The sequence below is a fragment of the Paenirhodobacter populi genome (assembly GCF_004022215.1).
Taxonomy (GTDB): domain Bacteria; phylum Pseudomonadota; class Alphaproteobacteria; order Rhodobacterales; family Rhodobacteraceae; genus Rhodobacter; species Rhodobacter populi.
Genome location: NZ_SAUZ01000018.1, coordinates 108,904 through 126,823 on the forward strand (window position 1 = coordinate 108,904; position 17,920 = coordinate 126,823).

Below are 17,920 nucleotides of genomic sequence, written 5' to 3' on the forward strand. Positions count from 1 at the left end.
CCTACGCGGGCGACCCCCAGACTTTCGATGCCCCCCCTTCGTCAGAGCCAGTACATCGTCACACCCTTGGTTGGCACGAATGTGAGCGTGATGGTCTTTTCGGCATCTGTCGCATCCGCATTGAGCGCGTCGAGCACCACCCTCATGACACGTACGCTGTCCGCGACATTCATCGACTCAACGCTTACCCGGGCGACCTCGCGACCGCGCCGATCAACGATGGCGCCACCCGGGGCCTCCACGAATTTAGGCTTGTCAGTCATTCCTCATCATCCTCCGATGTGCCTGAACGTATCTGATCACCCTTCGGCCTTGGCCCCTGGATCCAGCACCGTCATGCAGACGGCATCTGCATCGTCGATGCGCCGACCCGAGCTGCTCTCGACCCAGCCGAACTCGATCTCACCACGGCTATAGTGCTGATCGACCTCAATACGGCGGTCAAAACCGCGAAGGGTGAGGCGTCTGTCTTTACCGATACGATCCCACATTGCGCGGCATCGATCACGCGCATCGACCTGACTCTTGCATACGACCATGATGCGATCGCCCGACAATGCGCGTCGCACCAGATCAACAATATCCATTTCAGCTTTGATGTTACTCATGTCGATCCATTCCTTTCCTCCGCCTGCTTGACCCGGTCATGGCATTCCTTGCACAGGCATTGCAGGTTGCCCCGATCCCAAAACAGCGCGGGGTCACCGCGATGCGGGATCTTGTGGTCGGCCACCAGCTTGAAGGTGTTCCCCTCAAGCCTGCCGCAATAGGCGCAGGTGAACCGCGCATCTTCGAGCACTGACCAGCGCAGGTCCTTCCAGCGCGCCGTCTTGTACCAAGCCCGCCATGGCGTTCGAACGATCCGTTGCGCTGAACGCTCACGCTCATCACGCGGCGCATTGCCAAGGCGCACGGGCGCGGACCCGAAGCGCGACGGGATCTGTCGCAATCTGGTCATGGGATACCAACGCTAAGGGGAATGGACATGACAACGCCCGGCAGAGGGGTTCCTCTCCGGGCGCAATTATCGATGATGACAATTTATTGGCATGCGGAAGGGATAAGCGTCAATCCCCTTTTTACTCCGCGATCCACATACGATCCAGCGCGGCACCCAGTTGCGATTGAAGGGCTGGTCGGGTGACCTTGTCTGGCACCCATCCGAACCGGCGCAGCACCTGTGAAATCGTCAGTCCCTCGATACAGACCAGATCCACGAGCACCCGCACCGTGATCCCGCTGCGACCGCTGCTACCCGCGCGCTTCGGAACCAGAGCGACATCGTCGCCGATGGCGGCCCGGAGGGCTTGAATGCAACGCCCTTCCTGTATCAGGGCATCCATATAGCTACTTCCCGTTGCGGAGCCGCCTGCCCGGCCCGCCAGCATCGTTTCGATCGAGATTCCGCGAACACCTGCGGCATTGTGCTTCTCCACGAGGGCCGCATACCGGCGACCCATCCCCATCTGCCGATCCGAGAACGGCGGCCGGTATTCATCGCCGCCCTTACGCCGGGCCTGTCGATCCATGAGGTCGAAGGCATCGGCCATCCGCGCCGCGTCACGCCCCTTAAAGCCGACATGCCGGACATCCCAATCCTTATCCTTCGGTGTGACCAACAGCGGAGAGAACGCAACCATCGGACCCCGAGCGGGCGCCGCGATCATATCGGATCCACAGCGCTCCGGCGGCAATGCCCTGGCCTTCAGCAGCGCCACCCGATCGGCATCCGACACGAACGGATCTGGCAGACCGAAAGCCCGCGCCAGATCTGCCTGCACCCGCTTCTTCGCCAGAACCAGACGCTCAATCACCGCGCCGAACTCCGCCTCATACCCCGTCCTTACCACATCTTGCGCCATTCTTCTTTCCTTTCACCAGTTCTTGTTTCTCTAAGATTTTTGACGGGAGGATAGGGAGGATAATTGAAATTAACGGGAGGACATGAAGGAGGATGAAAGATGCGGATTATAACGTAATATCAACGCACTAACGATCATCACGGGAGGATAGGGAGGAACGGGAGGATAATTCTTGCTACGTCTGGAATACTCTCCCCCAGACCCCCTATTCCCTTCTCCTACACGTACGCGGGATTTATCCTCCCGTTCCTCCCTATCCTCCCGTCTTGGCTGGCAACCCATTGACGTTTCGACATTTCCCCCGCTCCCCTCGATTTCCCACGTCCTCCCGATTTCATCGTCCCGTCCTCCCTGTCCTCCCGCATTTCTGAGAAAATGGGGTGCGGGGCATCACTCGGGCGTCTCATACCGGCCCTTGATGATCGAGCCGTCATGCGCGCGCGGGGCCTCAAGGAACCGGGTTTTGAACGGCTCGCGGAACTGGATGCCGTCGTAGAACATGGAACTGTTCTTCCGGGCGACGAAAACCTGCCCCGTCCCCGGACTCTTCCAACGCCCGGACTTCTCCTTCAGGCGATTGTAGATCGTGCGCGGCTTCCATGCGCCTCGCCCGGCTTCATCCATCCAGAATGAAAATGCGTCGCTGAGCTGCTTTGCCGGGACACTGTGTGCCGGATCTCCGGTGACCGCACAGCACTCCACCAGGAATGTTGCCATCGGATCGCTGTCCTCGCGATACTCCGCCGTCGCCGCCGTGACTTCCTCTGGGATCTGTAGTCCGTGCTGAAGGTAATCCTTCAGCCCTTCGATCAGCCAGTTGAGGATGCCGGATCGCTCCTCCCACAGCTTGGCGCCGAGTTCAGGGTCGCGCTCATCCGGCGGGATCTGCACATCGAACGGCACCAGCATGACGCGCCGCCAGATCCCGTCGTCGCCGCCATGGATCTCAGGCTTGTGGTTGCCCGAGATCGTAAGCTTGAAGATCGGATAGATGGTGACGAAGTTCTCGTTGAGCGCCCGGACCATGATCGGCTCGCCGCCGGTCAGTTCCTTGATCAACCCTTCCTGAAGCTTTTCACCGGCGTTGGGCTCGGACGCCCGAACGAAACGAGCGCCGATCAGCGGCATCAGGTCCGGCGTGGCATCCCCGCCCCCCCGACGATTGCGGCCGGTAATGGATTCGATCTTGGCGGTGGCGGAGTAATCCCCGAACAGTTTCGCCATCAGGTCGACCAGAACGGACTTGCCGTTCGCCCCGCCCCCATAGAAGAAGGCGAACTTCTGTTCGTTCGTCAGCCCGGTCATCGAAAGCCCCATCCAGCGCTGAATGAAGCGGCGCATATCGGCCAACGGCTGCACGCGCTCCAGGAACATCAGGAACTGCGGGCATTTCGCCCTTTGGTCGTAGGTGACAGGCATGACCTTGGTCAGCAACTGCTCGCGCGCATGCGGAATGGCCTCGACCAAGGCCCGCGGAGGCGGAGGATTCATGCCCCCGTCGTCCTCACCCGGTTCGGTGCTGAAGCGCAGGACGCAGGACTCGGTATTGATCACCATCGGATCGGCATCGAGATCTTCCAGCGGCCGGGCAATGATCGCCGCCGCCTCCCCCATCAGGTTCTTGATCGCGTTCGAGTTGCCGGCATTCTTGGCGTGCGTGAGACGCCGCCCGATCGATCTGTCACGCTTTTCCTTGATCTTGTCGGCTGCACGTCGGAGCGAGGTCAGGAAATCAAAGCGCGCGCTTTCGGCCTCGGACCGAAGGTTTGCGAGTTTTCCGCGCAGCTCGGCGTATTCCGACTCGCTGGCCTCGACATCCTGAAGGACCGCCGCCTCGTCATCATCCATCGGGATGTGCCAGACTTCGCGCGCGATCAGATCGGAAAGCTGATGTGCCTTGCGCCGCACCGCAATATCATCCGGGTCGGTCAGCCACCGGGCATCCGCCCAAGTGAACCACCCGACCCGCGGGATGAACAGAAGGTCGTCGCCAAAGTGCTCCAGCAACCGTTTACCATTGCCGTAATCATTCAGCGGGAAGTCGACACATCTCTCTTCCGGGGGTGCGGGGCGGTCCCCTGCCCGATCATCCGGGCAGGGGCCGGGATCGAGGCCATCCCACGCATCATGGTCATCATCCCCATCGTGGACGGGTGTCACATTCGCCAGTGGATCGTTGTCGTCTCTCATGAGGATTTCCCCCTGAACCTTCCACTCGGATCGACGCGGCCAAGGAAGGCCCGACGGCTTGCGTCGTCGAAGCTCTCCCAAAGCGTGGCGAAGATCCGTTTCCGCGCCGCCTCACAGAATGCCTGGCGGCTGATTTTCCTCAGGCCTTCGGCAACGAAGACCTCGATTTCGACAGGCGTGGCGCAATCCGCCCAGAACGCCGCATCTTCCCGGATCCGGCCGAACAGCAGATCCGGCGATGGCATCCCCGCGCCCAGATCCTCCAGCGCAGCCGCCATGATCTGGACCGCGTCCTCGGGCTCGCAGGCGCGGATCGCAGCGGCCAGTATTCGCGTGGCCTCCGCCCGACGTTCGCGATCCGCCACCATCGCAGAGACGGCGCCATGATCATCCCCGTCCGGCATAGATGAACACCGGCACATTGTGCGCCACGGCGAACTGGACCTCAGTCCAGATGCCGTCGGACTGATCCCACCCGGGAATATCCGGCACGACGATCATCGCTGCGCTGTTCAGGATCGGCCGACACCAATCCATCCAGAAATCCCGGTCCAGAGGCGACAGGCGACGACCTGTTGTCGATGACTGCGCATGCAGCGCCTCCGAAGCCAGAACGATCGGACTGACCGCGGTGACACGTTCGCGCATCAAAAGCAGCATGTGCCGCGACGCCATCGCCGACAGCATGACGGAACGGTCGAAACTCCATTTCCCGCGGATTGTGACCTCGCGCGTGTAGGGCGTTGCCAGATAGGCGATCCCGACATTGTGCCGGGCCACGGTTCTGGCGTCCGCGCCGACATGAATCAGCGGGGCGAAATTGCCGTCGGGCGCCATCAATGCGGTCCAATCTTTCACGGTGGCGAGCATTCAGACCCTCACGCCGCTTTCCGCGAACGGATGGCCCGCGCCTTGAGCATCGTCCACAACCGCTGCTGACCATCGATGGTGACTTTGCCATAACGATCGAGAACGCATTCGCTCAGCGCACGAAACCGCTTTTTGAGCTGACCCGCATCAACATCGAGATCCAGGGCGAGCTGACCCAGTTTGGTTCCAGCCGCCAAACCGTCGACAAGGTCGAAGTCAAGCTCGGCGTCGAATCCCACCTCGTATCCGAGAGCGTCGAGGAACTGCCATATCCGCAAGTTCTCCCCGTGCAGATCCGATGCCAGCACCGCAGCGCTGCTTTCGGTGCTGGCATCGGCCGCCGAAGGCTCGCGAGGCGGGGCTGCGACGGAAATGGCGGCCTTCCCGGCAGTGGCAGCCACTTTCGCTGGCGTCGCTGCCGGCGCAGCGGATTTCCCGACGGTTTCCGCCTTCGGCCGGCGCTCTTGGCTGAGCAACAGCGCAACCGTCTGGGTCCTGCGGTTCAGGGTCTTGGCAATGCCGCTGGCGGTGAATCCCTTCGCAGCCATGTCGCGCACGGTAGCCTTTTCATCGTCGCTCAACGGCCCGGTGACAACAGGCGACGAAACAGGCTTGGGTGCAGTTCTCGGTGAGGGATTGGCCGAAGCCGCCAGCGGCTGGACTTCCTCCGAGGCAGACTGAACAGGCTCAAGCACCAGAGCCACGTCCTCGTCCCGTGCGTCCGCGTCGGCCAGCGCAAAACGCTCGTCGCCAGGCTGCGCCAAGGGGGTCTTGACGGTGCTCGGGATCTCATAGTGCGTCACGATAACAATCGGGCCTCCGGGGGCCATGTCGATCGCGAGTCTCTGCTCGCCGCGCACCGGCAATTCCGCCAGACAACCCGCGGCGCGGATGATCTTCTCCAGAACCTCGTGGAGTTCCACTGCGTCCTTCAGCGACATCTCACTCAAATTCATCTGGCTCCCCTTCTTTCGTTGGCGGCATCGACGGCATCGGCCAGCGCCCGCAGTTGATCGCCCATCCCGGGCTTGATGAAGTCGTTGAAAAGCGGCCCGCTCCACGGCTCACCGGGCGGGCCTCGATGCCACAGCAGATCCGCCGATCCGTCATTCTCGAAGATCGTCGCCGTGCAATCGCCCACCACCAGATCGGTGCGACGCGCGGCAAGCATGCCTTTCACAACTTCACCGATGCGCCTCATGCCGCGCGCCCCCATGCGTTCAGCCCAACCAACACGCGGCGGCGCAGGAGTTGCCCCTCAGCGCTCGACCGCGCCGCCGCGTCCTTCCGGGGGCACAGCAGCATTCGTGCCCGCACCGGAAACCGAATGAAAAGGGCGCGACGGCCGTGGGATGCCGCCGCGCAGGTGGACAGCGGCACAGGCAGGCCGCGGTCAAAACCGTTTGAGCGAAGCGCCGCCATCACCCGCGCCCCCGCTTCTGCTCAATCTTTCTGGTCAAAAAGTTTTGCAGCGGGATCAGCCACGTGGCTGCCTCCCTCGGGATGAAGGCCACCCCGTTCAGCGCGATAATCACGACACTCACACCGGCCTTGAGGCCTTCCAGAACCCAGACCATCACGCGCGCCGCTCCATGAAGTCCTGAAACCGGCGGCCCGCCAGCGCGACAACATCGCCGCTCGGGCGGTTGATGCCCTGCCACCAGTTGAGCGCGGTCTGATACCGGACGCCGAACGCGACCGAGACTTCCTCGGGGTTCCGATAGTTCTGGTGCAGGAAATCCGCCCAGCAATGCGCGAACCGAGCACGAAAAGCGCGCGGGTCCAAAACTTTTGACCATGACATTTGAGTGGGTCCTTCCCCATGTTGAGCACATGCAGACGGTTCAACTGGTGAGATTGAGGAAAGGCGGGACGGGGCGGGCTGTGTCATCAGCTCGCCTCTTTCTGCTGGCAGAGGAAGTTGAACAGATACTCAGGGCATGCGACGCCGTGAGCAGCGCACATATCCCGAAGTACGATATACCAACTCGGCGGAAAGGCGCCCTCAACAGCGGCGTTGCTCACCGCTGTCACGCTGCGACCTATACGCTCCGCGATCGCGCGCCGACCCAGCTGGTCGCACACATCCTTCGCGGTCATTCTGTTTTGTTCGCCAACACACATGACGGGGACATTAGTCCAGATAATCTGGATTTACAATATCCACATCGATCAAAGTTCAGGATTTCTGGATTATGGGTATCCTGCGCCCATGGATAGCGATGAAAAACATAGGCTTGCTAAGTTCGGAGAAGTTGGTCTTGAGGCCTGCGCGATACGTCTTCGTGCGTCCCGCAAAGTAACCGGCCTGCAACAGAAGGAAATGGCAGCCGCGGCTCATGTATCGAAATCAGTCCTAAACAACGCCGAGATGGGCCTGACATACCCAAACAGAGAGATCATGCAGTATCTCTACCGGGAGCATAGAATCGACTTCAACTTCATGATGGCGGGCCTTTACGCACAGCTCCCAGGTGATGTTCAGGAGCGCCTTTTCCCCGCTCTCGAAGTCGCCAGTAATGAATGGGATCAAAAAGAGCGTTCAGGTCGAAGCCGCACTTCGCAGCGACAAGCGCAATCACAAACAGCAACCTAGTCCTCATTCGCACCCCCGCACGCCACAGTAGAACATAGTAGGAACATTTTCTGATTCGGCAACCATAACGCGAGTTATTGCCTGCACCTTCTTGTGGAGAAGCTGGATAGTGCCATGACCCCCGAAGAACGCCTCGACGAACTGGAGCGCCGCCTCGATCAGTCCGAGACGGCCAACGAGATCATGTTCGGACTGCTGTTCATGATCGTGTCCGACCAGCGCTGGCGGGATGTGGTGAAGACGCCCGAGGACATGGCCGGATACCTGCGCATCGCCGCCGGATCGCGCGAGGATCAGGAAGACCACATCGCCGCCCAGATCCTCGACCGGATCGCGGCGAAGCTGGCGGACGGGTGAAGGCAAACACCGACTGGTCAAATCAACTTTATAAGGCAAGATATTGGAACCACTAGATTTCTTTGCGGCGGCCATCATCGCTGTATATGCTATGATCGGCGGCGCCGTCCTCAACGCATCGATCACCGCTCCAAGAGCATGTTTGGCAGTAATAGATGCCATGAAGGCATCAGTTAAGTTCTGCGCATGGTGGTCGTTCGCTCTTATTGCGCTCGCCGTTATACGCAGGTACTGGCTGCCAGATAGTGCCACACCACTGAAGACGGATGGCATCTGGAGAGACCCTCTCATCTGGATCTCCGGCGCAGGCTTTGCTGTGGTTGTCGTATTCCTTCTTGCGTCCATCTTCGCCGTCGCCGCTGAAAACGCCAACAGCCGCCACAAATAGAAGGCCGAGAGCCGCCCCGGACGCGAAGCCGTGCGCACCGATCAGGGCCATTTCCAAAGCAAACTTCCAAAGCCACCGTCGGATGCCTAGCCTTCTGATGTCTTCCACCTGACACTTCTCCCCAAGCCCGCCTTGCGCGGGCTTTTTGCTGTCCACCAGCCCTCTGCTGGCCGGGTGATTCTGGCACATCGCACAACTCAGTCACAAGACTAATCCAGTTATTATGGATTTTTCTGTTTACAGTCCATTTTATCTGGATTACTGATTTCTCCATTCCCGCCGCTGAAACCCACCCGGGCCGATCACGGAAACCTTAGAAGATGGAGAGACCATTGCTCGACAATTTCCACGATGCAGATGGCGAGGTCGTCCAACCCTACTTCGCAGCCTTCATGATTGAGCGCGGATATCGCCGGTCAAAGCACATCTTCGAGCGCGACGGACATGGCCTCGAATACCAGGATTGGAACCGCGCGCGGTGGCTCGAATTCAAGGTCCCCCGCGGCATCAGCCTGCATGTCACCAGCAAAGAAGACCACGCCGCTTTCAAGGAATGGCTTGAGCTTCGCTGCATCGACTTCGCCTGCCGCAACTCGGTCGAAGGCGTTCCTCTCGCGGCCTGACGTTTCGGTGAGGGGCGGACCGGCCAGCCGCCCAGATCCCAAGCGCCAGACGGTCAAACGGTTTTGACCCGGTGCCCGAAAGCCAAAAGAGGAACCCATGAACGCGATGACCAACATCACCGAAGATCCGGATCAGGATGGCGACCTGTACGCGCGCGCGGTGAAGATCGTCCGCGAAACCGATCGGGCGTCGACCACCTTTCTGCAGAAGCAGTTCGGCATCGGCTACAACAAGGCGGCGCGCATCATCGAACGGATGGAGCAGGCCGGCATCATCAGTGCCGCCAACCACGTCGGCAAGCGCGATGTCCTGCCCGTGGTGTCGGTGAGGGATGAGAACCCCAGCATCACGATCTCTGCCGGCGGCACCGATGTCACGACCACGCTCGATCAGATGCGGAAAGCGGCTGAAGAGCTGGACCGTCAGCACGGCAAGCCGCCGATGAAGAAGGATCCCGATTTTCAGAAGCACAACGACGCAGCCTACAGCGTTGCCGCCGACGAGCTGCGCCAGTTCATCGAGCAATTCGAGCAGCTTGAGGCCGAGAAAAAGGACATCGTCGAGCAGCAGAAAGAGGTGATGGCCGAGGCCAAGGGCCGCTTCTACGACACCAAGGTGATCCGGAAGATCATCGCCATCCGCAAGCGGGACAAGGATGACCTCGCCGAGGAAGAGGCGATCCTCGACCTCTACAAATTCGCCCTCGGCATGGCCTGACGATTTCCACCCTGCCCCGGCGGCGCCACCACTCACGATACCCGATGCCGCCGGGGCGCACAGAGAGATCCGGGCATGTCGCCCGGTGCGGGCGGGCTGACTTCGGCTGTCGCCTGCCCGCCAACCAACACCTGACATTTCCGGCAGCCGCCTGCGTCAGCAGCGGACGGCATCCCGAAAAGTCGAGGGAGTATCATGGAAAACCCGAATCCCACCGCCGCCGTCACCGAACTTCACATCCGCCTGAAACAGGCGCGCCGCCACACGCCGTTTGGCCGGCTGTTCCCGGAAGACCGAGACCCGATCTACCGTGCCGTCGCGCGTGACCACCACTGCACGGTCGAGGACTTGCACCACTGGACCGAAGGCGGTGCAGCATGAGCGGCCGACGATTCCTTCCCGGATGGTGGATCATCCCAGGACTGGTCGGAGGCGTCGTTCTTGTCTCGGCGCTGGCCACCTGTGCACATGCCGCGACGGGCGGCGCCGATACCCCGATCTACCAGTGCTTCGACCTGCCGCCCCTGTCTGCGAACGGTATCGGCCCGCGCGGTGAGCCGAGCGACACCTATCTGGCGATGGTTCAGGAGCGCAACGCCCGTGAACTGGTCGAATTCATCGACAGCCTGACGCCTGCCTACATCACCGGCGGATCGGGACGCGGAAATGGTTCTCCGGCCACCGCCGCCCCTGCTTCCCCGGCGCTGCCGTCTGTGGATCTGCCTCCCGGGGTCGGTCCTTTCGCGGCCTGCCTCATTGCCGTCTGCGGCATAGCCGCCATCGCACGGAAGAAGAAATGACCCAGTTTTTCCGCAAGATCCGTGACGCTCTTGATCGCGCAATCCGCACTCTGGCCGAGGGCATGGACCAATGACTGCCACCGTCACCCATATCCCGACGCGGGTCACGGCCCTAGCCATGGCCCGCCAGGCCGTTTATGGCCCGGCTCCGCTGACCGCTGCCGAAATGGCAGCGTGCTGCGACGTGCTGGCCCGCGGTGATGATCGCGATCAGATGATCGCACGCAACCTTCGCAAAATCCTGCGCCCTACCGACGTGGACGCCTTCCGGCGTGCCGATGGCGAAGAAATCCACGGGTCGGCCCCCTTGCCGATCTTCCCGGAAGAGCCTCCCGCGCCGCACTCGGAACCGATGATCCGCGTGAGATCCGCGATCTACCTCGCCGTGCTGACGGCGGCGCTGGCACTGATTGCCGCCCATGTCCTGCCAAAGGCCACAGCCGAAGCAGCGCGCGCCGCCAGTCCTTACTGCGACCCGGTCAAGTGCATCATGCCGATTGAAAGGATCGAAGGATGACCATGCACCAACCCATCACCGGCACCGCGTCGGCAATCCGCCTCAGCGCCACCATCGAGCTTGCCGAATTTCGGCGCGCGGCGCGGATTGCGTCGTCGGTCATCGAAAGACGCAACACCATCCCGGTCCTCGGATATGCGCACCTCGGGGTGTCGAAGGGCACCGTCACCCTGTGCGCGACCGATCTGGACAGCTATTTCACGACGCTGGTCGAGGCGAACACCGCGGGCGAGGGCACGGTGCTGATCAGCGGCAGGATGCTTTCGGCCTTCGCGGCGGCGGCGACCGGTCCGGTGACGATCGAGGTCCAGCAGGCCGAGAAAGGCCCGGACATGGTTGTGCTGCGCGACGGCGATCTGGTGCTGCGCGCCCACGAGCTGATCCAGACCGCGGATTTCCCGAAGCAGTTCGGCTTTGACGACAGTCCGGCCGCTACCTGGACCATGATGCAGGACGGCCTGTTGCGCATGATCCGGCTGTGCGAGCACTGCATCAGCCGCGAAGAGACGCGCTATTACCTCCAAGGCATCTTCCTGCATCAGAAGCCGGGCGGGGACACGCTGCGCGCCGTGGCGACGGATGGTCATCGCCTCGCCTGCATCGACAGCACCGATTCCGTGGACCTGTCCAGCCATGATCAGCGGGGCGTCATCGTGCCGCGCACCCTGATTGCCAAGATGAAGCCTCTCCTCGGCAAGGGCGGCAACGAGCCGGTCACCATCACCGTGCAGCGGCACAAGATCAGAATCGCCACCGGCGCGGTCGAGGTCATGGCGAAGACGATCGATGGCAAATATCCAGATTACTCGCGCGTCATCCCGGAACCGTCCGATCGTATTGCGGCAACGCTCTCGCGTGACATCCTCCAGCGCCTGACCCGGGCGGCCACCGGCCTCGATGGCGTGAAGAACGTGCGCATCGCCGCGAAGTTCGATCCGAAGGCCGGGCGGATCTCGGCGGGCCGGCACGACGGCGAGGTATCCCTCCCTGCGTCCATCTCAGCGTCCGACCCGGGCGCGGTGGAGCCCTTCGGCCTCGATCTCTCCTACCTGCGGGATCAGGTGCGGGTGACGCCGGTGTTTTCGCTGCGCGGGCAGCGCGCAGGCGATCCGTTCCGCATCTACGGCGAGGATCCCGACGCCCTCTTCATCCTGATGCCGATGCGCGTGTGAGGGGGGATCGATGACAACCGCCCTTCTCTTCGGCCTCGCCTTCACCGCCGCGCTGTTCGGCGCGCTCGTCTCCCTGATCCGGAGGGATAATCCATGACCCTCCGCGTCCTGATTGGCTGCGAACAGTCCGGCGTGATGCGTCGTGCCTTTGCCGCCCGCGGGCATGACGCATGGTCCTGTGACCTCCTGCCGGCCGAGGATGGCAGCAACAGGCACATCACTGGCGATGTGCGCGACCATCTTGATGATGGCTGGGACTTGCTCGTCGTCGCGCATCCGCCCTGCACCCGCCTGTGCAATTCCGGCGTCCGCTGGCTGCACCAGCCGCCACGAGGCCGGAGCATGGACGATATGTGGCGAGAGCTGGAGGACGGCGTATCCCTGTTCACCGCCTGCTGGGATGCCCCGGTGCAGCGCGTTGCTGTCGAAAACCCGGTGATGCATCGCCACGCCCGGGAGCGGATGCCGGCCAGTCTTCCGGCGCCGCAGATCGTGCAGCCGTGGTGGTTCGGTGAGCCTGCATTCAAGGCGACGGGCTTCTACCTGCGCGGCCTGCCGAAGCTGGCCCCGACGAACCGACTGATCCCGCCGCGCGCCAAGGAAGACCCAGAGGCACACAAAGCCTGGTCGGCGGTCCACCGCGCGCCGCCCGGTCCGGATCGGTGGAAGTTCCGCAGCCGAACATTTCAGGGCGTGGCCGAGGCCTGCGCCGACCAGTGGGGCAGCTACGCCCTTGATCAGATCAGGAGGTCAGCGTGACCGTAGAAGATGACATGAATCGTGTGACCGAGCGCATGGGTAGCAATCGATATGGGAAGGTAGAGAGAACCTACCCGACCCCGGACACCTGCGGTCACTCTCCGGACGGCCTGAACACCTGCGTGGATCACGACTGTCCCTGCGCGAAAGGGCAACGGGAGCGCGACAAAGCCCCAATGGTTGAGGCCGACGCGGATCCGGTGGCCTTGCAGATGGTCTACCCGCATCAGCCGGAGGAGCGACCAGACGATCTAGTGTCGCGGAAGGCGGCGATCCTTGCCGTATGCGCTGAGCGTAGTGGGATGGCCCACATCGCCGGCATGCCTTACGGCACCGTGACGCTGGAAGCCGCCTGCGACGCTATCCGCGCCCTCCCCACCGCAGGGCAGGACAAGGCGGAGGTGGACGGGCTGAGGGCGGAAGTCGAGCGCCTGACAATCAGTGAAGACGTATCGCGCGCATCTATCGACACGCTCAAGCACACCTACAACCAGCTGTTCGAGGCGATGCAGGCTGAGCAGGCGGATCACAAGAAGACCGCCACCGAGCGTGACGCTTTGCGCGCCGAGGTCGAGGAGATCGCGCCGCTTGAAGAGGCCCTGCGCACCACCCGGCGGGAACACCGTGCGGCGATGGCAGATGCCGACACTCTCCGCGCCGAGGTCGCCGCCCTGCGCGCGCAGGTGGAGGCGATGCGGGAGGCGCTGGTCGTCATTGCCGATGGTCGCGGCGTCTGCGGCTGCTGCGGAGCGCGGGCTGTCGGGCCGAATGGTGGCGTCTTGCAATGCGATTGCCCCGATCCGGTATGGGACCATCAGGATTCAGAGGCGATCGCACGCGCCGCCCTCTCCACGCCCGCAGCCGCATCGCCGCAGGGATGGATGCCGATCGATACCGCACCGAAGGATGGCCGAATGGTATTCCTGCTGGTCGACTATACGGACGGGGCCGCCCCGCTCGATGACGCTGAGATTGCCGCAACCATCGGCTTCAACTGTCTCGATGATACCGGCGAGGACGAGTGGCATCTGGTGGGCTGGAATTGGTCGCAAGACTGCTTCACCGATGGTCAAGGAACGGTGATTGGATGGACCGACTTTTCGCCTCCCGCTCCCGCCCTCCCGAACGCAGATAAGGAGGACGTGTGATGAAGCCGATCATCGGCGCCTTGGCCGGTGCGATTATCGCATATCTCGGCAGCGCGTTTGTCCTTTGGAATCTGAACCCCGGAGAATGGGCCGAAGCTCAGCGAGGGGCCACGGCGTTTTTTTCCGGTTTGTTCGCCTTCGTCGGGGCGCTATTCGCGAAAATTTCGGAGCTAATGCCATGACCGACCTCAACACCCAGATGACCCCAGAGGCGATGATGCAGGCGGAAATCGAGAGGTCGGCTCGCGACTACAACGACCTGCGAGATGCCTTCGATAAGGTAGTCGCCGAGCGTAATTGGGCGGATCACCGCGCCGAGAAAGCCGAACGCGAACTGGCGGAGCACTGCGCCCATACCGATGCGCTGATCGCAGCGGCGCGGGCCATCGAAGCGCATGACGCCTTTGAGCCAGCCTACCTTTCCGCCGATCTGAACGACAAGCTGGCTGACCTGTCCGAGGCTCTCCGCGCCTACCGGGACAGCAATCAGGCAGAGGGGGCGCGGTGATGGGGGTTCGGTCCGATTTCCACCGACATGCCAAGTCCAGCATAATAACGTACGGATGCGGGGCTTGGCTCTCGTGGATGACGGTTGGCGCAACGGTGTTCACTGATGCGGTTCCATTTTGGGTGATTAAGGGCGCGGTCTATTTCGGCGTGTTCATGCTTCCGGCGATGATAGCCGTGGATCTTGCAGTTGCGTGCCTGTGCGGTTTCCTGCGCCCCCGCGCCGCGCCGATACAGGAGGGCCGGGACGATGGGTAGGCCGCGCTCTGTTACGAGATCAGATCTCGACCGCGCCATGAAAGTTGCCCGGGCCGCCGGGCTTTCGATCCTTGAGGTTGTCGTCGAACCTGACCGATTTCGGCTGATCACCAGCCCACTTGCCGAGCAAAAGGAACCGGAGGATAACGTTGGACCGAAAGATTGGCCCTCTGCCGGGTGATGTTATGCGCATAGACTATCCCGGACTACTCCGCGAACCCATGCCATCAGGCGCGGTCCGGTGGCGTGTCAGGGTAGAAGGCGATAAGCGCCAGCGGGTGACGCTGACCGTAGCCCCGGACCATCCGCAGTTTCGCGAGTACTATTATGCCGCCCGAAAGGGCATCCAGTTGCCCGCGCCCGAAGAAACCAAAGCATCGAGCATCCGCGGTTCGGTCGGATGGCTCGTGGAACTATATGCCGCCGCCATGGATGGCATGGTTAAGGATGGCGCCATGGCAGAGGCGACGCAGCATCAGCGCGGCGTGTTCCTTGACTGGCTTCGGGCGGAAGTCGGCGAATACAAAGCATTGATGCCACAATGTGAGCTTGTGAAGCTCCGGGATAAGAAGACGGCAACGCCGGGGGCTGCGGACAACTTCATCAAAGCCGTGCGCGCGATGTACTCTTGGGGCTGTGATCGCGGGCACGTGTCAGCCAACCCAGCAACCGGAATCGCCAAGCTCAATCGCGATGGCAAAGGCGCAACGGCATGGACTGTTGCCGATCTGAAGCAATACCGTGAAAAGCATCCGCCTGGAACGATGGCGCATCTCGCGCTCACCCTGTTCATGTTCACGGCCTGCCGGATCAGTGATGTGGTGCTGCTCGGCAGGGGGAATGAGATCCAGCGAAAGGGTGTGACGTGGCTGGATTTTCAGCCGGTCAAGAAGGGCGCAAAGCGCGTCAGGATTCCGATGCTCCCGCCGCTCTTTGCAGCGACCCGGGCATCAACGATCGTCGGCAAGACCTATCTTCTGACAGCTCACGGCAGACCGTTTGCGTCGTCGACAGCTTTTGACAACAGATTTCGGTCCTGGGTGATCTCTGCGGGGTTCGTCGATGACGACGGGAAGGCCACCCGATCATCGCACGGAATACGAAAGGCTGCCGGCGAACTACTCGCCCTCGAAGGTGCGAGCCAGTATCAGATCATGGCAGTACATGGGCACGCCAGCCCCAAGACATCACAGATCTACACCGACGGTGTGGACCGAGACGAACTGGCCGCCGTTGCCATGTCCCTGCTGTCGGGGATGGACTGGTAGGCATGGGACACCACTAACCTAACTCATTGATTCCATTGACGCGCAAATGACCGTTTCGTGGGACACTCGGCGCTTGAAATCATGAATATTTTTGGCATGTCGATCGGCCCTCCGGGCCTACCAAACCCCTGCATTTTGTGCCAACGAGGCATAAGAATGCACACTTTGGCCGTTTTCATGCACACCCCTGTCAAGTGAAATCTTCGAGATCGGAATCAGGGCTGCGCAAACCGTCCTTAGGTGCCTTGCCACCTGGTCGCCGAACATCGCTTTGAGTCCATTGCGGATGGTGGCGCCAAACAATAGCTTACCATGATGACTACTTGGCGCCCCGCATCCAGAATTCGTTTCAAAGCCCTTGGCCTTCACTGGAGAGAAGGTCGCCTTCTTGCGGCCGAAGTTTTGGATGATGCCGGACGGGTGAAGGGGGTTCGCCCTCTGGGGGGCACGGTTGAATTTGGCGAAACGGCAGAGGCGGCTGTCATTCGTGAGTTTTGCGAAGAGCTGGGCGTTGCCATCGAGATCGTCGGGTCACCTGTTTTCATGGAGAATATTTATACCCATGAAGGTAGCCTTGGGCATGAAGTGCTCGCGATCTTCGATGTGAAATTTGCAGATACCGATTTCGTCAACGAAACTCGTATCGAGTTCCACGAGGATAGTGGCGCCCAATGCTTCGCGGAATGGTTTTCACTCGACGCACTAGATCAGCCGGATCAACCCCGCCTCTACCCAGATGGGCTGAAGGCGTATCTGCTGAAAGCTCGCTGACCGGCAGCTTTGTTCCGCAGAGTGACCACCGCTGGCCCGCTCCAGCGCGAGGGTGCGGTCAGGTCGGCGGGATCGACATGAAGAGCCCTTAGCTGACGGTGGTATCCCTAATAGCTTTGGAAGCCTTCGGCGCTGAACTGGCCGCACCACCAGTGCAGACGCCAAGGAAGAATAGTGACCTTCGCGCGGATGCCAGCCTGAGCGTAAGGATCGTCCCGCTCGAACCTTCTCGCCTCCTCTTCATCCTCGGTGTCCAGTAGGCTGGCTCCACCCGTAATTGTTTTTCCATCACCTCCAAGGATCGCACCAGATGCGAGGAGCTTTTTTCCAGCCGAAGCAAGGTGCGCACGATGCGCCTCTCTAACGGCTTCGCGCTCGATCTCCTTGCCTTCGTGATCTTCTGCGATAATCAGAAACGGCATCCCGGCCTCCGTCGTGTTGCTCATCGTCTTAAAGACATAGACCTGACTGACCGCTTTGTCCCGCATAGCCGCCCCTCCTGGTCATAGTGTGCATGCTTATGCCGTGGGTGTGCATGCTTTTGGTTCCGGCCCCTGGATCCGCGCCGTAAAGCGCTGTTTTTGAAAGAAAATATCCGCCAAAGAATCGGGCATTTTGCGGGGGGGGTGTGCAGCCTTATGCCGTATCGGCATTGCCAACGAGGCATAAGAATGCACACTTTGGCCGTTTCCATGCACACCCCTGTCAAGTGATATTTTCGTCACCGCTACCGAGGCGAGACTAGTCGTTTCTGGCAGCCCTTGTTGCAGAAAGCCAAACGATGCTCGGATTCTTGATCAGAGCCTCGCGCTGAGTGCGGCGCGAAACCAAGCTGCCATCGCAAAGATGTTTGCATTTAGCACCTCTTATTCCTAGGATATATGGAACGAACGGCTCTAAGAGGGCTCTGTTGCACAAATCAGCTGAAGTCCGAGGCTTGCCTTTCCGCGAACGGACTTATGCCTTGGGTTCCGTTACGGGGATTCCGAGCGCGGTGAAGCCGTTCAGGACGGCAACTCGGACTTGGAACTCCGCGACCTGACGGTCGAAGTCTCGGGCGGACAGGCGCTGGCCCAGCAGTTTCACGCAGTGCATTTTGGCCTCTACACGGCTTCG

The 17,920-nt window shown here is 61.3% G+C and carries 28 protein-coding genes and 2 pseudogenes; 15 read left to right on the forward strand and 15 right to left on the reverse strand.

What is annotated here, in order from left to right; all coding sequences use genetic code 11:
- Positions 1-41: 41 nt before the first annotated feature.
- The 12 genes from D2T30_RS15725 to D2T30_RS23390 form a co-directional block, all read right to left on the reverse strand.
- Positions 42-263, reverse strand: a complete 222-nt coding sequence (locus tag D2T30_RS15725) for a hypothetical protein (RefSeq protein WP_128209660.1) — start codon at positions 261-263, stop codon at positions 42-44.
- A 36-nt stretch (positions 264-299) separates the two neighbouring features.
- Positions 300-608: a hypothetical protein gene (locus D2T30_RS15730; RefSeq protein WP_128209661.1), complete on the reverse strand. Its 309-nt coding sequence runs from the start codon at positions 606-608 to the stop codon at positions 300-302.
- A complete protein-coding gene (locus D2T30_RS15735; RefSeq protein ID WP_128209662.1) occupies positions 605-958 on the reverse strand; it encodes an HNH endonuclease in 354 nt (117 codons plus the stop codon). Before D2T30_RS15735 ends, D2T30_RS15730 begins: the two co-directional genes overlap by 4 nt.
- Before the next feature lie 121 nt (positions 959-1,079).
- Positions 1,080-1,862 carry a hypothetical protein gene (locus D2T30_RS15740; RefSeq protein ID WP_128209663.1) on the reverse strand — a complete coding sequence of 261 codons (783 nt, stop codon included), beginning with the start codon at positions 1,860-1,862 and terminating at the stop codon, positions 1,080-1,082.
- 390 nt (positions 1,863-2,252) lie between these two features.
- The gene (locus D2T30_RS15745; protein WP_128209664.1) at positions 2,253-4,052 is read right to left on the reverse strand and encodes a DNA primase family protein; all 1,800 of its coding nucleotides are present in this window, start codon (positions 4,050-4,052) and stop codon (positions 2,253-2,255) included.
- On the reverse strand, positions 4,049-4,456 hold the full coding sequence (locus D2T30_RS15750; protein WP_206612983.1) for a hypothetical protein: 408 nt from the start codon (positions 4,454-4,456) through the stop codon (positions 4,049-4,051). The genes D2T30_RS15745 and D2T30_RS15750 overlap by 4 nt, the downstream gene beginning before the upstream one ends.
- Positions 4,440-4,922 carry a DUF1937 family protein gene (locus tag D2T30_RS15755; protein ID WP_128209665.1) on the reverse strand — a complete coding sequence of 161 codons (483 nt, stop codon included), beginning with the start codon at positions 4,920-4,922 and terminating at the stop codon, positions 4,440-4,442. The genes D2T30_RS15750 and D2T30_RS15755 overlap by 17 nt, the downstream gene beginning before the upstream one ends.
- Positions 4,923-4,930: 8 nt before the next feature.
- Positions 4,931-5,878: a hypothetical protein gene (locus tag D2T30_RS15760; protein ID WP_128209666.1), complete on the reverse strand. Its 948-nt coding sequence runs from the start codon at positions 5,876-5,878 to the stop codon at positions 4,931-4,933.
- Entirely contained in the window at positions 5,875-6,093 is a 219-nt protein-coding gene (locus tag D2T30_RS15765) for a hypothetical protein (RefSeq protein ID WP_241651308.1), read from the reverse strand. Before D2T30_RS15765 ends, D2T30_RS15760 begins: the two co-directional genes overlap by 4 nt.
- Positions 6,094-6,343: 250 nt before the next feature.
- Complete coding sequence (locus D2T30_RS23125) at positions 6,344-6,499, reverse strand: hypothetical protein (RefSeq protein WP_164884322.1); 156 nt, start codon at positions 6,497-6,499, stop codon at positions 6,344-6,346.
- Positions 6,499-6,726, reverse strand: a complete 228-nt coding sequence (locus D2T30_RS15770; protein WP_128209668.1) for a hypothetical protein — start codon at positions 6,724-6,726, stop codon at positions 6,499-6,501. The genes D2T30_RS23125 and D2T30_RS15770 overlap by 1 nt, the downstream gene beginning before the upstream one ends.
- 86 nt (positions 6,727-6,812) lie before the next feature.
- Positions 6,813-7,022 carry a hypothetical protein gene (locus tag D2T30_RS23390; RefSeq protein WP_128209669.1) on the reverse strand — a complete coding sequence of 70 codons (210 nt, stop codon included), beginning with the start codon at positions 7,020-7,022 and terminating at the stop codon, positions 6,813-6,815.
- Positions 7,023-7,134: 112 nt separating this feature from the next.
- Here D2T30_RS23390 and D2T30_RS15780 point away from each other — a divergent pair, with 112 nt between their 5' ends.
- Together D2T30_RS15780 and D2T30_RS15785 are read left to right on the forward strand one after the other, a co-directional pair.
- Positions 7,135-7,518 carry a helix-turn-helix domain-containing protein gene (locus tag D2T30_RS15780; RefSeq protein WP_206612984.1) on the forward strand — a complete coding sequence of 128 codons (384 nt, stop codon included), beginning with the start codon at positions 7,135-7,137 and terminating at the stop codon, positions 7,516-7,518.
- 114 nt (positions 7,519-7,632) lie between these two features.
- Positions 7,633-7,875 carry a hypothetical protein gene (locus tag D2T30_RS15785; protein ID WP_128209670.1) on the forward strand — a complete coding sequence of 81 codons (243 nt, stop codon included), beginning with the start codon at positions 7,633-7,635 and terminating at the stop codon, positions 7,873-7,875.
- A gap of 169 nt (positions 7,876-8,044) precedes the next feature.
- On the opposite strand, the gene D2T30_RS15790 is transcribed toward D2T30_RS15785, so the two are convergent.
- Positions 8,045-8,419 carry a hypothetical protein gene (locus D2T30_RS15790; protein ID WP_128209671.1) on the reverse strand — a complete coding sequence of 125 codons (375 nt, stop codon included), beginning with the start codon at positions 8,417-8,419 and terminating at the stop codon, positions 8,045-8,047.
- Between the two features lie 176 nt (positions 8,420-8,595).
- Between D2T30_RS15790 and D2T30_RS15795 the strand changes: the two genes are divergently transcribed.
- From D2T30_RS15795 to D2T30_RS15850, 13 genes and pseudogenes are all read left to right on the forward strand, one after another.
- Positions 8,596-8,886 (forward strand): hypothetical protein, encoded by a 291-nt coding sequence (locus D2T30_RS15795; RefSeq protein ID WP_128209672.1) that lies wholly within the window; start codon positions 8,596-8,598, stop codon positions 8,884-8,886.
- Between the two features lie 106 nt (positions 8,887-8,992).
- Positions 8,993-9,187, forward strand: a pseudogene (locus tag D2T30_RS23675) (DNA translocase FtsK); the annotation flags it as partial.
- Positions 9,188-9,328: 141 nt separating this feature from the next.
- Positions 9,329-9,604 (forward strand): DUF2312 domain-containing protein, encoded by a 276-nt coding sequence (locus tag D2T30_RS23680; RefSeq protein WP_241651311.1) that lies wholly within the window; start codon positions 9,329-9,331, stop codon positions 9,602-9,604.
- Positions 9,605-9,799: 195 nt separating this feature from the next.
- A complete protein-coding gene (locus D2T30_RS15805) occupies positions 9,800-9,985 on the forward strand; it encodes a hypothetical protein (RefSeq protein ID WP_128209674.1) in 186 nt (61 codons plus the stop codon).
- Positions 9,982-10,404, forward strand: coding sequence for a hypothetical protein (locus D2T30_RS15810; RefSeq protein ID WP_128209675.1), 423 nt, complete (start codon positions 9,982-9,984; stop codon positions 10,402-10,404). Before D2T30_RS15805 ends, D2T30_RS15810 begins: the two co-directional genes overlap by 4 nt.
- Before the next feature lie 70 nt (positions 10,405-10,474).
- Positions 10,475-10,921 (forward strand): hypothetical protein, encoded by a 447-nt coding sequence (locus tag D2T30_RS15815; protein ID WP_128209676.1) that lies wholly within the window; start codon positions 10,475-10,477, stop codon positions 10,919-10,921.
- Positions 10,918-12,093 (forward strand): DNA polymerase III subunit beta, encoded by a 1,176-nt coding sequence (locus tag D2T30_RS15820; protein WP_128209677.1) that lies wholly within the window; start codon positions 10,918-10,920, stop codon positions 12,091-12,093. Before D2T30_RS15815 ends, D2T30_RS15820 begins: the two co-directional genes overlap by 4 nt.
- A 93-nt stretch (positions 12,094-12,186) precedes the next feature.
- Positions 12,187-12,852, forward strand: a complete 666-nt coding sequence (locus tag D2T30_RS15825; protein ID WP_128209678.1) for a hypothetical protein — start codon at positions 12,187-12,189, stop codon at positions 12,850-12,852.
- Positions 12,849-14,000, forward strand: a complete 1,152-nt coding sequence (locus D2T30_RS15830) for a hypothetical protein (RefSeq protein ID WP_128209679.1) — start codon at positions 12,849-12,851, stop codon at positions 13,998-14,000. Before D2T30_RS15825 ends, D2T30_RS15830 begins: the two co-directional genes overlap by 4 nt.
- Positions 14,000-14,182 (forward strand): hypothetical protein, encoded by a 183-nt coding sequence (locus tag D2T30_RS15835; RefSeq protein WP_128209680.1) that lies wholly within the window; start codon positions 14,000-14,002, stop codon positions 14,180-14,182. The genes D2T30_RS15830 and D2T30_RS15835 overlap by 1 nt, the downstream gene beginning before the upstream one ends.
- Entirely contained in the window at positions 14,179-14,508 is a 330-nt protein-coding gene (locus D2T30_RS15840) for a hypothetical protein (protein WP_128209681.1), read from the forward strand. Before D2T30_RS15835 ends, D2T30_RS15840 begins: the two co-directional genes overlap by 4 nt.
- Positions 14,509-15,043: 535 nt before the next feature.
- Positions 15,044-16,033, forward strand: a complete 990-nt coding sequence (locus D2T30_RS15845) for a tyrosine-type recombinase/integrase (protein ID WP_164884323.1) — start codon at positions 15,044-15,046, stop codon at positions 16,031-16,033.
- A 312-nt stretch (positions 16,034-16,345) separates the two neighbouring features.
- On the forward strand, positions 16,346-16,804 hold the full coding sequence (locus tag D2T30_RS15850; RefSeq protein WP_241651309.1) for an NUDIX hydrolase: 459 nt from the start codon (positions 16,346-16,348) through the stop codon (positions 16,802-16,804).
- Positions 16,805-16,911: 107 nt separating this feature from the next.
- Here the strand turns inward: D2T30_RS15850 and D2T30_RS15855 are convergent, their stop codons facing one another.
- Both D2T30_RS15855 and D2T30_RS15860 read right to left on the reverse strand, forming a co-directional pair.
- On the reverse strand, positions 16,912-17,292 hold the full coding sequence (locus tag D2T30_RS15855; protein WP_128209683.1) for a YciI family protein: 381 nt from the start codon (positions 17,290-17,292) through the stop codon (positions 16,912-16,914).
- 469 nt (positions 17,293-17,761) lie between these two features.
- Positions 17,762-17,920, reverse strand: a pseudogene (locus tag D2T30_RS15860) (IS5/IS1182 family transposase); the annotation flags it as partial.